This is a genomic window from Telluria sp. AC161 (genome assembly GCF_979258535.1).
Map to the genome: position 1 here is coordinate 3,190,007 of NZ_OZ409861.1, position 13,615 is coordinate 3,203,621.

12 protein-coding genes are annotated in these 13,615 nt (G+C 64.5%); 7 read left to right on the forward strand and 5 right to left on the reverse strand.

Annotated features, from left to right (window positions below; translation table 11 throughout):
* Nucleotides 1–68: 68 nt before the first annotated feature.
* The gene (locus tag ACZ0AJ_RS14260; RefSeq protein WP_499455169.1) at nt 69–1,724 is read left to right on the forward strand and encodes a methyl-accepting chemotaxis protein; all 1,656 of its coding nucleotides are present in this window, start codon (nt 69–71) and stop codon (nt 1,722–1,724) included.
* A gap of 46 nt (nt 1,725–1,770) precedes the next feature.
* Here the strand turns inward: ACZ0AJ_RS14260 and ACZ0AJ_RS14265 are convergent, their stop codons facing one another.
* Nucleotides 1,771–2,712: a LysR family transcriptional regulator gene (locus tag ACZ0AJ_RS14265; RefSeq protein WP_499455170.1), complete on the reverse strand. Its 942-nt coding sequence runs from the start codon at nt 2,710–2,712 to the stop codon at nt 1,771–1,773.
* 129 nt (nt 2,713–2,841) lie between these two features.
* On the opposite strand from ACZ0AJ_RS14265, the gene ACZ0AJ_RS14270 reads away from it, so the two are divergent.
* Genes ACZ0AJ_RS14270 through ACZ0AJ_RS14285 form a run of 4 tightly spaced genes read left to right on the forward strand, consistent with a single transcriptional unit; the run spans nt 2,842 to nt 6,958 of the window.
* Nucleotides 2,842–4,161 carry a CitMHS family transporter gene (locus ACZ0AJ_RS14270; protein WP_499455171.1) on the forward strand — a complete coding sequence of 440 codons (1,320 nt, stop codon included), beginning with the start codon at nt 2,842–2,844 and terminating at the stop codon, nt 4,159–4,161.
* Nucleotides 4,162–4,193: 32 nt separating this feature from the next.
* On the forward strand, nt 4,194–5,531 hold the full coding sequence (locus ACZ0AJ_RS14275; RefSeq protein WP_499455172.1) for an acyclic terpene utilization AtuA family protein: 1,338 nt from the start codon (nt 4,194–4,196) through the stop codon (nt 5,529–5,531).
* A gap of 1 nt (nt 5,532) precedes the next feature.
* Nucleotides 5,533–5,835, forward strand: coding sequence for an AtuA-related protein (locus ACZ0AJ_RS14280; RefSeq protein ID WP_499455173.1), 303 nt, complete (start codon nt 5,533–5,535; stop codon nt 5,833–5,835).
* A gap of 46 nt (nt 5,836–5,881) precedes the next feature.
* Nucleotides 5,882–6,958, forward strand: a complete 1,077-nt coding sequence (locus ACZ0AJ_RS14285; protein WP_499455174.1) for a porin — start codon at nt 5,882–5,884, stop codon at nt 6,956–6,958.
* 61 nt (nt 6,959–7,019) lie between these two features.
* On the opposite strand, the gene ACZ0AJ_RS14290 is transcribed toward ACZ0AJ_RS14285, so the two are convergent.
* From ACZ0AJ_RS14290 to edd, 4 genes are read right to left on the reverse strand one after another with little or no spacing between them, the layout of a single operon-like run.
* The gene (locus ACZ0AJ_RS14290) at nt 7,020–7,697 is read right to left on the reverse strand and encodes a penicillin-insensitive murein endopeptidase (RefSeq protein WP_499455391.1); all 678 of its coding nucleotides are present in this window, start codon (nt 7,695–7,697) and stop codon (nt 7,020–7,022) included.
* Nucleotides 7,694–8,230 (reverse strand): Rhs element Vgr protein, encoded by a 537-nt coding sequence (locus ACZ0AJ_RS14295; RefSeq protein ID WP_499455176.1) that lies wholly within the window; start codon nt 8,228–8,230, stop codon nt 7,694–7,696. The genes ACZ0AJ_RS14290 and ACZ0AJ_RS14295 overlap by 4 nt, the downstream gene beginning before the upstream one ends.
* A gap of 20 nt (nt 8,231–8,250) precedes the next feature.
* Complete coding sequence (eda, locus tag ACZ0AJ_RS14300; protein ID WP_343025066.1) at nt 8,251–8,874, reverse strand: bifunctional 4-hydroxy-2-oxoglutarate aldolase/2-dehydro-3-deoxy-phosphogluconate aldolase; 624 nt, start codon at nt 8,872–8,874, stop codon at nt 8,251–8,253.
* Entirely contained in the window at nt 8,871–10,790 is a 1,920-nt protein-coding gene (edd, locus tag ACZ0AJ_RS14305; RefSeq protein WP_499455393.1) for a phosphogluconate dehydratase, read from the reverse strand. The genes eda and edd overlap by 4 nt, the downstream gene beginning before the upstream one ends.
* A 230-nt stretch (nt 10,791–11,020) precedes the next feature.
* On the opposite strand from edd, the gene pgi reads away from it, so the two are divergent.
* Together pgi and ACZ0AJ_RS14315 are read left to right on the forward strand one after the other, a co-directional pair.
* Nucleotides 11,021–12,664 (forward strand): glucose-6-phosphate isomerase, encoded by a 1,644-nt coding sequence (pgi, locus tag ACZ0AJ_RS14310; RefSeq protein ID WP_499455395.1) that lies wholly within the window; start codon nt 11,021–11,023, stop codon nt 12,662–12,664.
* A 24-nt stretch (nt 12,665–12,688) separates the two neighbouring features.
* Nucleotides 12,689–13,585: an SMP-30/gluconolactonase/LRE family protein gene (locus ACZ0AJ_RS14315; RefSeq protein WP_499455397.1), complete on the forward strand. Its 897-nt coding sequence runs from the start codon at nt 12,689–12,691 to the stop codon at nt 13,583–13,585.
* Nucleotides 13,586–13,615: the final 30 nt, after the last annotated feature.

Consider the following 13,615-nt stretch of genomic DNA (forward strand, 5'->3'; position numbering starts at 1 on the left):
ATTGCCTGTAAGTACAATTATCTGAAGGCATCCACGATCGTCTCCCTATTGTCAGGAATGGAATAGAAATGAACATCAAGGACCTCAAGATTGGCACCCGCCTGGGTGCGACGCTCGCCATTATCGTGGCTCTCATGGCCCTCATGGCAGGCAACGCACTATGGCAACTCTTCCAGATTTCAAATGCGAAGACAGAGATGTCGGAGGCCTCTGAAAAATTCATGCTGGCCACGGAATGGCGCCAGGGTGTGGCGGTCAACCGGGTCAGCACCATCGCCCGCTTCAAGAGCACGTCCCTAGATGACGAGACCTACCACGAGAAGGAAATGAAGGCGGTCAGCGCCAACGTGAGCAAGGTACAGGACGAGCTGGAATCGTTAATAGACAGTGACGAAGGCAAGGCATTGATCGCCACCGTGGCAACCCGCCGCACTGCCTACATTGACGCGCGCAACACGGCTTACAAGCTCAAGCGGGAACTGGGCCTGGACAATCCGCAGGTCCAGTCACACTTTGAACAAAAAGTGATGCCGGCGATGCTCGCCTACACCGAGAGCGTCAATAAAGTCGCGGCCTTCCAGCAGATGCTGTTCACGTCTGCCAATGATCACATCGAGGTTCTCGACCAGTCTGCAAGGCGCTCGCTGATCGTACTAAGTCTGATCGCGCTGATCGTCAGTATCGTGCTCGGGATGATGCTGGCGCGCAGCATCACCACGCCACTCAAACGCGCCGTGAGCCTGGCGCGCCAGGTTGCTTCCGGCGACCTGACCACCGAAATCCGCACCGAGTCCCGTGATGAAGTTGGTGACCTGCTGGACGCCCTCAAGACGATGAGTACGAGCCTGCACAAGACCGTGACCGAAGTACGCGCTGGTACGGAAACCATTGTCACTGCATCGCGCCAGATCGCGTCGGGCAATATGGACCTGTCGTCGCGCACCGAGCAGCAGGCCAGCTCGCTGGAGGAAACGGCGTCGTCGATGGAGGAAATCACCAGCACCGTGCGCCAGAACGCCGACAATGCGCGTCAGGCCAATGTGCTGGCCAAGAACGCGTCGCAGATCGCGCTGCATGGCGGCGACGTGGTGTCGCAGGTGGTGTCCACGATGGCGTCGATCAACGCGTCATCGAAAAAGATTGGTGACATCATCGCCGTCATCGACGGCATCGCGTTCCAGACCAATATCCTCGCGCTGAATGCCGCCGTGGAAGCGGCGCGCGCCGGTGAACAGGGTCGCGGTTTCGCGGTTGTGGCCAGCGAAGTGCGCAACCTTGCGCAGCGCTCGGCTGCTGCGGCGAAGGAAATCCGGGGCCTGATCAGCGACTCGGTCGCCAAGGTCGATGCCGGTGGCCGCCTGGTCGGAGAAGCAGGCACGACGATGCAGGAAATCGTGCAGGGCATCGGGCGCGTGACCGACATCATGGCCGAGATCGCGTCGGCCAGCGCCGAGCAAACGACCGGCATCGAGCAGGTCAACGAAGCGATCACGCAGATGGATGGCGTGACGCAACAGAATGCGGGGCTGGTCGAGGAAGCGGCAGCCGCAGCGGCGGCGCTGCAGGAGCAGGCGACAGCGCTGGCAGAGCTGGTCAGCGTGTTCAATCTGGGTCACGGCGACGCACCGCGTGTTGGCGCCAGCCGCTCGCTGGCGCTGCGTGCACCGGCGCCGGCACGCGCCGGTGCCAGGATGATCAAGGAACACGAAGGCGCCATCGCCTGATGGTGTCTGCCGCGGCAGGCCGCCCTGGCTTGCTGCAGCGCGTTGGCTAGATGCCCAACCCCGCATCAACCGGCTTCGCACCACGCTGCCTGCCATTGGCCGACAGCCGCGCCTCGATCAATTCGAGCATGCCCTGCGCGGCGTGCGATAACGCCCGGTCCTTGCGCTGGACGATCAGGATCGGGCGCACCACGGCCGCCGCATCGAGCGGAATGGCGATCAGGTCGAGGCTGCGGAACTGGAACAGCGTCAGCTCCGGCACCAGGCTCACCCCGAGTCCCTGCCCGATCAAACCCGCCACCGTGGCCAGGTGCTCGACCTCAAGACCGGAATGGCGCACATCCAGACCGCGCGTCAGCTGGTCGACGTGCTGGCGCACGCTGGTCGACGGTGCAAGATGAATCAGTTCGCAGCCCGCCAGATCCGGCATCCGGATCTTGCGCTTGCGCGCGAGTGGATGGTCGCGCCGGCAGACGAAGAAAAACGGATCGCTGCACAGGGTGCGGGTTGAAAATTCAGCCAGATTCGCACCGGGCGCCGTCAGCGCCAGATCGACCCTGCCCTGGCGCAGCAGGTGCAGGCATTGGTCCGACAGCGCGTCGAACAGCTGCACCGTGATGCCGGGATAGGTGGCCTTGTAGTGCGCGATGACCTCGGGTATGCCGTTGGCCGCCAGCGACGGCAGCACGGCCAGCGCCACCCTGCCCTTGCGCCGCGCGATGAAGTCGCCCATGTCGGTGAAGGCTGCGTCGAGGTCGGCCAGCAAGGCGCGCGCCACTTCCACAAACAGTTCGCCTTCGGTGGTCAGGGTGACGTTGCGCGTGTCGCGCTGGACCAGCTTGGCGCCGACGGTCGCCTCGAGCTTCTGGATCACCGCGCTGAACGCCGATTGCGACAGGTGACAGCGCTCGGCGGCCTGGGTGAAATGCCGATGCTGCTCAAGGGCCAGGAACGCCTGCAACTGCTTGGTGGAGATATTCGGAAGCATCGCACCTGCCACTCATCGAAAAAGCCGCACAATTAATCGGAAAAATCCATTTTACAACAAAAAGCAAGGCCCCCCAGAATGGGCTCAAGTGCTGCATCGATCAGCACATACAATAAATTGGAGACTTTCATGCTGGCCTTCCTCGGCTTTCTTACTATTTTCGCCCTGCTGTTCGTTATCCTTGGCAGGAAGATGTCTGCGCTTGTCGCGCTGATTGCGATCCCTGCACTGACTGCACTGATTGGCGGCTTCGGCGCCGAGATCGGCACCTTTATCACCGACGGCATCAAGGCGATCGCGCCGGTGGCCGGCATGCTGCTGTTTGCCATTCTGTTCTTCGGGATCCTGACCGACGCCGGCATGCTCGACCCGATCGTCAACCGCATCCTGAAAATCGTCGGCACCCACCCGGCCCGCATCACCCTTGGCACTGCGGTGCTGGCGGCGATCGTCCACCTCGACGGTTCCGGCGCGGTCACCTTTCTCGTCACCGTACCGGCGATGCTGCCGTTGTATATCAAGCTGAAGATGGACAAGCGCATCCTGGCCTGCATCGTCGCCATGTCGGCTGGTGTGGCCAATGCCCTGCCATGGGGCGGCCCGACGCTGCGCGCGTCGGCCGCGCTGCATATTCCGATGACCGAGCTGTATCTGCCGATGGTGCCGGTGCAGATCGCCGGGATGCTGTTCGTGTTTGCCTGCGCCTGGATGATGGGCGTGCGGGAGCAGCGTCGTCTGGGCCTGACCGGGGCCGCGCTTGCCGGCGCCAGTGGCAGCATGGGAAGCCACCACGTGCCCGAGATCGACGAGGCACAACAAAAGCTGCGCCGGCCCGGGCGCTTCATCCCCAACCTGCTGCTGGTGGTGATCGTGCTGGCAACGATGATCAGCAATGTACTCAATCCGGTCGCCTGCTTCATGTTCGGCACCGTGCTGGCCCTGATGATGAACTACCCGGATGTCGCCGAACAGCGCGCCCGCGTCGATGCGCATGCCAAGGCCGCCCTGATGATGGCGAGCATCCTGTTTGCCGCCGGTGTCTTCACCGGCATCATGAAAGGCAGCGGCATGCTGACCGCGATGGCCCAGGTGCTCGCGGCCAGTATCCCGGTCAGCCTGGCGAGCCACCTGCCGTTCGTCACCGGCCTGGTGTCCATGCCGCTCAGTTTGGTGTTCGATCCCGATTCGTTCTATTTCGGCGTACTGCCAGTGCTGGCCGAGGCCGGCAATACCCTCGGCGTGCCGCAGGTGCAGCTGGCCCAGGCCGCGCTGCTTGGCCAGATGACAACCGGCTTTGCCGTCAGCCCGCTGACCCCGGCCACCTTCCTGCTGGTCGGACTGGTGGGCATCGACCTGGGCGAACACCAGCGCTTCACGATTCCGTACCTGCTCGCCACCACGGTATTCATGACCTGCGTCGCCGCGCTGATCGGGCTGTTCCCGTTCTGACGCACCCATTGACCCTTTCGAAAGACTGCACCATGAAAACCCTACGCATCGGCTGCGGCGCCGGCTATTCGGGCGACCGCATCGAACCGGCGCTCGAACTGGCCGAGCATGGCGACCTCGATTACCTCGTGTTCGAATGCCTGGCTGAACGCACCATCGCCCTGGCCCAGCAAGCCCGGATGAAGGATCCTGCGCTCGGTTACGACCCGCTGCTCGAAGCGCGCATGCTGGCAGTGCTGAAGCCCTGCGCCGACAGGGGCATCAAGATCATCACGAACATGGGCGCGGCGAACCCGCTCGCGGCGGCCGCCAAAACCAGACAGATCGCCGTCTCGCTCGGCCTTGGCCACCTGAAGATCGCCGCCATCACGGGCGACGACGTCCTCGAGCAGCTGCGCCAGGGCGACTACCTCGACGACACCGGCGAACCGGTGGCGGCAATGGGCAGCCGGCTGCTGTCGGCCAACGCCTATCTGGGCGCACAGCCGCTGGTCGACGCGCTGGCGCAAGGCGCCGACATCGTCATCACCGGCCGTATCGCCGACCCGGCACTGGTGCTCGCACCGGCCATCCACGCCTTCGGCTGGGCGATGGACGACTGGCAGCGCCTGGGCCAGGGCACGCTGGCCGGGCACCTGCTCGAATGCGCCGGCCAGGTGTGCGGCGGCTACTTCGCCGACCCCGGCGTCAAGGACGTACCAAGCCTGGCGCGACTGGGTTTCCCGCTCGCCGTGATCGGCGAGGACGGCAGCGTCGAGATCACCAAGGTGGCCGGTTCGGGCGGCTACGTGACCCGCGCCACCTGCACCGAGCAGCTGCTGTACGAAATCCACGACCCGGCTGCCTACCAGACGCCGGACGTTGTGGCCGATTTTTCGGCGGTGACGATGACCGAGTGCGCACCGGACCGCGTCACGCTGCAGGGCGCCAGCGGCCATCCGCGCAGCGGCATGCTGAAAGTATCGATCGGCTACATCGACAGCTACATCGGCGAGGGCCAGATCTCGTACGCGGGACCCGGCGCACTGGCGCGCGCCCAACTGGCGCAGGCAATCGTCGCCGAACGGTTCGCACTGACGGGCGTCGCACTGACCGAGGTGCGCTATGACCTGATCGGCGTGAATGCGCTGCATGGCGACCGTGACGTGCCGGGCGAGGCCGAACCGCGCGAGGTGCGGCTGCGCGTCATCGGCCGCACCACAAGCCTGCAAGAAGCGATCCGCATCGGCAACGAAGTGGAAACCCTGTACACCTGCGGACCGGCGGGCGGTGGCGGCGCCACCCGTTCGGCGCGCGAGGTGATCGCGATCCGCTCTACCCTGCTGCCTGCCGCGCAGGTCAGCCCAGTGATCCATTTCGAGGAAACCTGACATGAAACTTCGCGACATCGCGCATTCGCGCGCCGGCGACAAGGGCGACATTTCCAACCTGTCGTTAATCGCGTTTCACGCGGCCGATTACGCGCTGCTGGAACAGCAGGTCACCGCCGAACGGGTGCGCCTGCACTTTGCCGGCATCGTGCACGGCGAGGTAACCCGCTATCTGCTGCCGCAACTGGGCGCAATGAACTTCGTCATGCACCAGGCGCTGGGCGGCGGCGTGACGCGCTCGCTGGCCCTGGACGCCCATGGCAAATCGCTCAGCTCGATGCTGCTCGATATGGAACTCGACTGAGTCGACATTCCATCACGCTGTACCCCATAAAAACACGGAGACAAACATGAAATTATCACCGGCGATTCCGATCGTCATGCTTCTTGCCGCCAGCGGCGCAGCCACGGCGCAATCCAATATCACGATCTATGGCATTGCCGACGCCGGTATCGTCAACGAACGCGGGGGCGCAGCCGGCAACGTCACCAAAGTCAGTAGCGGCGTCGCATCCGCCTCGCGCCTGGGATTCAAGGGATCGGAAGAACTGGGTGCCGGCGTCTCGGCACTGTTCGTGCTCGAGGCCGGGATCTCGATCGACACCGGTGCGCTGGCCTCGTCCGGCCAGGCATTCAACCGCCAGTCTTTCGTAGGGCTGGCCAGCAAGGACGCCGGCAGTCTGACGGTCGGGCGCCAGTACACCCTGACCTACAATGCCCTCGGTCAGGTGGGCGATCCATTCGGCAGCGGTCTGTCGGGCAGCGCCAAGAACTTGTTCCCGGTCGCGGGTGCCAATCTGCGCGCGAACAACTCGATCGTCTACACGACGCCCGTGAAGAATGGCTTCAGCGCAGGACTGCTTTACTCGCTGGGCGAGACCGCCGGCGACAGCCAGGCCGGCAGCCAGTACAACGTCAGCATCAACTATGCCAAGGGGCCGGTCAACGCCCGGCTGGCGCACAACCATCGCAACAACGACAGCGCCACCCTCACCGGTACCGACAGCGGTCGCAACACCCTGTTCGTGGCGAATGTCGACTTCAAGGTGGTCAAGGTCTTCTTCGCCTACAGCAACGATAAAGGGCTCAACAGTGCACCGCTGAACAATGCAACGCCACTACCGTACGGCAAGGTGTTCCGACCGAGCCTGCGCGGCGACGACACGCTGGTCGGCGTCACCATCCCGGTCAGCCCGGCGGGCACCATCATGACCTCGTACATCCGCAAGAATGACAAGACCGCGCTGAACCAGGACGCCGCCCAGTATGCGGTGGGCTACGTGCATGCGCTGTCCAAGCGGACCAGTGCGTACACCTCGTACGGCATGATCGACAACCGGAACGGGGCTGGCTATACGGTGGGTAACAATGCCGAGACCGGTTCGGGCGACCGGGCTTTCAATATCGGTTTGCGTCATACGTTCTGAACGAGGCAGGCTGGCGAGCGGTTCGATAGCGCAACTGGCCACGGTAGTTGCCGCCGCCGGTCTACCCGGCGCACTTGACCGCGAAATCGACGTGGTAATGCTCGTCGTGCCGAACCCAGGGCCTGGTCTTCATGAACGGCAGCGATTTGATGTTCTGGCCTACCGGTGTGGCAAGTACCTTCGGAATGTACTCTGGTGCCAGAATGACGCGCGCAATACCGAACCCATGGCGCCGTGCTTCCAGATCCAGCTGCGCCAGGTGCGCGGCAATTGCGGCGAAGTCGATGCGCAAATCCGCAAGCTTGCCTGCGTCATCGAATTCCAGATCGTACCCAAAGTGGTTTTGCGCGGTACGTGGCAACTGCGCCGGCCGGCCATCCCGGCCGCGCACTGGCACCATGAAGTCCACCGATGTCCCGTTCTCATGCGTGCGATGGGGCGGCATCGGGCCGCCGGTGCGCAGGCCCGTCTCGCCATAGACGTACTGCACGTCTGGCGCGCTGCGGGACAGTGTCGAATACGCGCCCAGCACGACGTCGCGTACCTGCGCATGAACGTAAGTGCGGCCAAGCTTGAGACCGAGTTCCGAGTAGGCCGCGAAGTTGGCGCCCGCAAGCGGCAGGGCGACCGCGCCTTCGATGCGCCCGCTCCCGCTATTACCAAAGCAGGTGCTGGCCAGCGCCGGTGCGCACAGGACTGTGGCGGCCAGCATCGCGCCCATGGAAAACGGGCGCATCATGCCGCCAGCCAGCGCGCCGGCCCACGGGGCAAACTGGTGCGGCTGGCAGGATCGGTCAGAAACAGCGCCAGCACCTTCTCATACAACGCCAGGCTGTCGCGATAGCGCTGCTGCCGCATGGCCTCCGGCCGCCGCAAGTGCTTGAGCACGAAGTAATCCGCCAGTAAATCGCCCTGCGCTTCCATATTGAAGTCCTCCAGCGTCGAATCTTCGGTCAGCGTGTAGCCATAGGATAGCCCGATCCGGAACGCGCCGCGCAGCCGCACCGGATATCCGAGCTGATGCTGCCAGACGTGCACCATCTCGTGCATGAACCAGTGGATCGCTGGCGGATCGCCGCGTGCATAGTCGGGGAGAAAACAGGAGCGGTGAAAATACATGCTGCCGTTGGGCGTCATGCAGCAGTTCCGTGGCTGGAACGGCATGTAGCGGCGGTTGTGGATCCGCACGCGCGAATAATCGATGGCGTCGCCGAACAGCAGCGACGCCAACCTGATTTCACCTTCGCTCAGGGGGCGAAAGTACGAGCGCACGATACGTCGCCCGCCGCCAGTCAGCTGGCGCGCAGCGCTGCGGCGGCTTTGGCCAGCGCGGTGATGTGGGCCCAGTCGCCGGCCTCGATCGCGTCCTTCGGCGTGAGCCACGAACCGCCGACGCAGGCGACGTTCTTGCAAGCCAGGAAGGCCGGTGCGGTCTCGATCGTGATGCCGCCGGTCGGGCAGAACGTCATGTCCGACAGCGGGCCGCGGATCGCATTGAGCATGCCCACGCCGCCTGCCTGCATGGCCGGGAACAGCTTGACCTGGCGGAAGCCCGCTTCGCGCGCGGCCATCACTTCGGATGGCGTCATCACGCCCGGCAGCAGCGGCAGGCCGCTCGACTTGGCGGCGGCGATCAGCGCCGGCGTCAGGCCCGGCGAGACGCCGAACACGGCGCCGGCGTCGCGCGAGGCGACGAATTCTTCGGGCGACGTCAGGGTGCCGACGCCGACGATGGCGCCTTCGACTTCGCTCATGGCGCGGATCGCGCCCAGGCCGTGCTCCGTACGCAGCGTGACTTCAAGCACGCGGATGCCGCCGGCAACCAGCGCCCTGGCCAATGGCACGGCGTGCGCCGGATCGTCGATGGCGATGACAGGGATCACGCTCGCCGAGCGCATAATTTCAAGTAAGGTCATTTCTGCGTCCTAAAGAGAAAGTCTTCGTCTGAACCCGGCACGACCTCATTGGCGTCCAGGCCTTCGTGCAGCGGCACGATGGTGGGGATCGGCGACGGCAGCGGGAACGTCGCCGCGCCCTGCTCCGCGGCGCTGATCGAGGCGCGGAACATCGTAAACAGTTCGCGGCCCATGCCGATGTGGCTCTTGCTCAGGTCGGTCGTGGCCTGCTTGCGTGCGGCCCATTCTTCGGCCGGCACGAGTGCCTGCAGCGTGCCGGTGGTGGCGTCGACGCGGATGATGTCGCCGTCGCGCACGAGGCCCAGCGGGCCGCCGGCCAGGATTTCAGGCGACACGTGGATCGCCGCCGGCACCTTGCCCGACGCGCCCGACATGCGGCCATCGGTCACCATCGCCACCTTGAAGCCGGCATCCTGCAGGTTCGACAGCGCTGGCGTCAGGGCGTGCAGTTCGGGCATGCCGTTGGCGCGCGGACCCTGGAAGCGCACCACCGCCACGAAATCGCGATTGAGCTGGCCGGCCTTGTAGGCGCCCATGAAGTCTTCCTGCGAATCGAATGTAATTGCTGGCGCTTCGATCACGTGGTAATCGTGCTTGACGGCCGAGATCTTCATCACGGCGCGGCCCAGGTTACCCTGCACCAGCACCATGCCGCCGTTGGGGCTGAACGGGTTCGACGCCGGGCGCAGCACGGTTTCGTCGCCGCTCTGGAGCGGCGTATCGCGCCAGATGGTCTTGCCATCTTCGCCCAGGAACGGCTCCTTGCAGTGGGCGCGCAGGCCGTGGCCCAGCACCGTGTTGACGTCTTCGTGCGCCAAGCCAGCATCCAGCAGTTCGCGGATGATGAAGCCCGGGCCGCCGGCGGCCTGGAAGTGGTTCACGTCGGCTTCGCCGTTCGGGTAGATGCGTGTGAGCAGCGGCACGACCTTCGACAGCTGGTCGAAGTCGTCCCAGTCGATCACGATGCCGGCCGCGCGCGCGATTGCCACCAGGTGCAGCGTGTGGTTGGTCGAGCCGCCCGTCGCGTGCAGCGCGGCGATGGCGTTGACGATGCATTTCTCGTCGACGATGCGGCCGATCGGCATATAGGTGCCGCCCTGCTGCGAGATCGCCACTGCCTGGCGCGCTGCGCTTTTGGTCAGCGCGTCGCGCAGTTCGGTGCCCGGCGTGATGAACGCGGCGCCCGGCAGATGCAGGCCCATCACTTCCATCAGCATCTGGTTGCTGTTGGCGGTGCCGTAGAAGGTACAGGTGCCGGCGTCATGGTACGACGCTGCTTCGCATTCCATCAGCTCTTCGCGCGTGGCCTTGCCCTGCGCGTAGAGCTGGCGCACGCGCGCTTTCTCTTTGTTCGACAGGCCCGACGTCATCGGGCCGCCCGGCACGAAGATGCCCGGGATGTGGCCGAAGTGCAGCGCGCCGATCAGGAGGCCCGGCACGATCTTGTCGCAGATGCCCAGGTACAGGCTGGCGTCGAACATATTGTGCGACAGGCCAACGGCCGTGGCCATGGCGATGGTGTCGCGCGAGAACAGCGACAGTTCCATGCCCGGCTGGCCCTGCGTAACGCCATCGCACATGGCGGGCACGCCGCCGGCAAACTGGGCCACGGCGCCGATTTCGCGCACGGCGTCCTTGATGATCTTCGGATAGCCCTCGAACGGCTGGTGCGCCGACAGCATGTCGTTGTAGGAAGAAACGATGGCCACCGATGGCTGCTTGACTTCACGCAGCTTCAGTTTGTCGTTGGCCGGGAACGCGGCGAACCCGTGGGCGAGGTTCGTGCACGACAGCGCGCCGCGCTGCACGCCCTGGATGCGGGCGGCCTCGAGGTGCGCCAGATAGGCAGCGCGCGACGGGCCGCTGCGCTTGATGATGCGGTTGGTAACCTGTTCGACTACGGGGTGGAGCGCCATGTTCGTTCCTTCCTGAATTTAGTATCTGAAATTTTACTACAATTTGGGTCGGTGCGCTCTTCCGCGACTCCCGATGCTGTATGGATGAGCGTAAAGGCGCGTGCCGAAAAGCGCCGGTCGTCGGTGTCCTGGCGGCGCACACGCGCTTTTATGTAGTGAATTTACGCGCAGATAATTGTATTATTCGATAATCTGTTAACGACAATATTGTGCCACGCACCCCGGACCCCATGCGCCAGCCATCCTTGACCAGTACCGCCAGCTTCCAGGCCCTCGCCCAGCACGCCGACATCGCCACCACGTGGCAGATGCGCGATCTGTTTGCCGCCGACCCGCAGCGCTTCGAGCGATTCAGTGACGAGGCTGCAGGCCTGTTCCTAGACTATTCAAAAAATCGCCTCGACGGGCGCACGCTTGAACTGCTGATGCAGCTGGCGCGCGAACGCGGTGTCGAAGCGCGGCGCGATGCAATGTTTTTGGGCGCGCGCATCAACAACACCGAAGGCCGCGCCGTGCTGCACACCGCCCTGCGCGCCCCGCGCGGCGCGTCGCACGTGGTCGACGGCGTGGACATCAACGCCGACATCCACGCCGTGCTCGATCGTATCAAGACCTTTACCGACGCGGTACGCAGCGGCGAATGGCTGGGCCACACCGGCAAGCCGATCACGGACATCGTCAATATCGGCATCGGCGGCTCGGATCTTGGCCCGAAGATGGTCGTGCTGGCCCTGCGCCACTACGCGCATCCGCGCCTGCGCATGCATTTTGTCTCGAACGTCGATGGCCATGACATGGACGCCGCCTTGGGCCAGGTCGATCCCGAAACGACGCTCTTCATCGTTGCTTCCAAGACCTTCACCACCACCGAGACGATGATGAACGCGCAGACCGCGCGCCGCTGGTTCCTGGCGCACGCGCCAGAAGAGGCATTGGCGAAGCACTTCGTCGCCGCATCGACCAACCTTGATGCCATCAAGGCCTTCGGCATCGACCCGGCCAATATGTTCCCGTTCTGGGACTGGGTCGGCGGGCGCTATTCGGTCTGGTCGGCGATCGGCCTGCCGGTCGCGCTGGCCGTGGGCTTTGGCTACTTCAAGGACTTCCTGGCCGGCGCCCACGACATGGATGAACACTTCCGCAGCGCGCCGCTCGAGCAGAACCTGCCTGCGCTACTGGGCCTGATCGGCTTCTGGAACCGCCAGTTCCTCGAGTGCAGCTCGGTCTCGATCGCGCCATACCACCAGGATCTGAACCGCTTCCCGGCCTACCTGCAGCAGCTCGACATGGAAAGTAACGGCAAGCGCGTCACGCGCGACGGCCAGCCCGTCGACACGCCAACCTGCCCGGCAATCTGGGGCGAGTGCGGCACCAACGGCCAGCACGCCTACTTCCAGCTGCTGCACCAGGGCACCGACGTGACGCCGATGGATTTCATCGCCGCCCTGCGCCCGGCGCACGAGATGGACCACCACCACACTGCCCTGCTGGCGAACTGCTTTGCGCAGTCGGAAGCCTTCATGAAGGGCAAGACCGCCGACGAAGTGCGCGCCGACCTGACGGCGCAAGGCTTGCCGGCAGACGAAGTCGAGCGCCTCACGCCGCACAAGACCTTCCCCGGCAACCGCCCGAGCAACACGATCCTGATGGAGCGCCTGACGCCCACCACGCTGGGCGCCCTGATCGCGCTGTACGAACACAAGACGTTTGTCCAGGGCGTGCTGTGGGACGTGAACAGTTTTGATCAGTGGGGCGTCGAGCTGGGCAAGGTATTGGCCAAGAAGATCGAGGCCGAGCTGGCAGGTGAGCCAGCGCCGGGCCTGCACGACAGTTCCACCAACGGCCTGATCGCGCGCGCGAAAGCCGCGGTCTGATCCCGAACTCTTGAGACCGAGACTATGGCAACCGAAAAATTTGAAGTGGTACACGATGCGCCGATGCTGGTGGGCGAATCGGCGATCTGGCACGAAGTCGAATCGGCCCTGTACTGGGTCGATATCGAAGGCCTGACCGTCAACCGCCTGCACGCGGCCAGCGGCAAATTCAGCTCATGGAAGATGGGGTCGAACCCCTCGGCGCTGGCCATCGACGACAACAATTTCCTGGTCGTGGCCACGCGCGAGCGCCTGCTACGCCTGAACACGACCGACGGTGCGGAAACCCCGATCGCCGACGCGCCCTACGATACGTCGAAGGTGCGCTTCAACGATGGCCGCGTCGACCCGGCGGGCCGGTTCTGGATCGGCACCATGTACGAGCCGCGCGACCAGCCGGCCGCCGAGATGTACGTGCTCGCACGCGACAACCTGCGCTGCGCCTGGCGCGGCGGCATGACCAACTCGAACGGCCTGGCCTGGAGCCTGGATGGCCGCACGATGTTCCATGCCGATACCACCACGCACCGCATCGACTGCTACGATTTCGACGTGGCCACTGGTGAGCACAGCAACCGCCGCACGATTCTCACCTTCCCGACCGATAAAACGGCGCCGCACTACGGCGGCCGGCCCGATGGCGCGACGATCGACTCTGAAGGCATGTACTGGGTCGCGATGTTCGAAGGCGGGCGCGTGCTGCGCATTTCGCCAGCGGGCGAGATCCTGCGCGAGATTAAACTGCCGGTGCGCTGCCCGACGTCGGTCTGCTTCGGCGGGCCCGACCTGCGCACGCTGTACATCACCAGCGCCAGCCAGGGTCGGTCAAGTGAAGAGATCGCGCAGTATCCGCATACCGGCAAGGTGCTGTCGGTACGGCTCGATGTCGCGGGCCGCGAAGAGCCCGAGTACGCGATCTGAAGCCCGGGTCGCGCTGACCCCGGGCCCGCA

Coding starts and splice junctions, on each gene's coding strand:
- ACZ0AJ_RS14260 (WP_499455169.1), top strand. CDS start 69: ATGAACATCAAGGACCTCAAGATTGGCACCCGCCTGGGTGCGACGCTC.
- ACZ0AJ_RS14265 (WP_499455170.1), bottom strand. CDS start 2,712: ATGCTTCCGAATATCTCCACCAAGCAGTTGCAGGCGTTCCTGGCCCTT.
- ACZ0AJ_RS14270 (WP_499455171.1), top strand. CDS start 2,842: ATGCTGGCCTTCCTCGGCTTTCTTACTATTTTCGCCCTGCTGTTCGTT.
- ACZ0AJ_RS14275 (WP_499455172.1), top strand. CDS start 4,194: ATGAAAACCCTACGCATCGGCTGCGGCGCCGGCTATTCGGGCGACCGC.
- ACZ0AJ_RS14280 (WP_499455173.1), top strand. CDS start 5,533: ATGAAACTTCGCGACATCGCGCATTCGCGCGCCGGCGACAAGGGCGAC.
- ACZ0AJ_RS14285 (WP_499455174.1), top strand. CDS start 5,882: ATGAAATTATCACCGGCGATTCCGATCGTCATGCTTCTTGCCGCCAGC.
- ACZ0AJ_RS14290 (WP_499455391.1), bottom strand. CDS start 7,697: ATGATGCGCCCGTTTTCCATGGGCGCGATGCTGGCCGCCACAGTCCTG.
- eda (WP_343025066.1), bottom strand. CDS start 8,874: ATGACCTTACTTGAAATTATGCGCTCGGCGAGCGTGATCCCTGTCATC.
- edd (WP_499455393.1), bottom strand. CDS start 10,790: ATGGCGCTCCACCCCGTAGTCGAACAGGTTACCAACCGCATCATCAAG.
- pgi (WP_499455395.1), top strand. CDS start 11,021: ATGCGCCAGCCATCCTTGACCAGTACCGCCAGCTTCCAGGCCCTCGCC.
- ACZ0AJ_RS14315 (WP_499455397.1), top strand. CDS start 12,689: ATGGCAACCGAAAAATTTGAAGTGGTACACGATGCGCCGATGCTGGTG.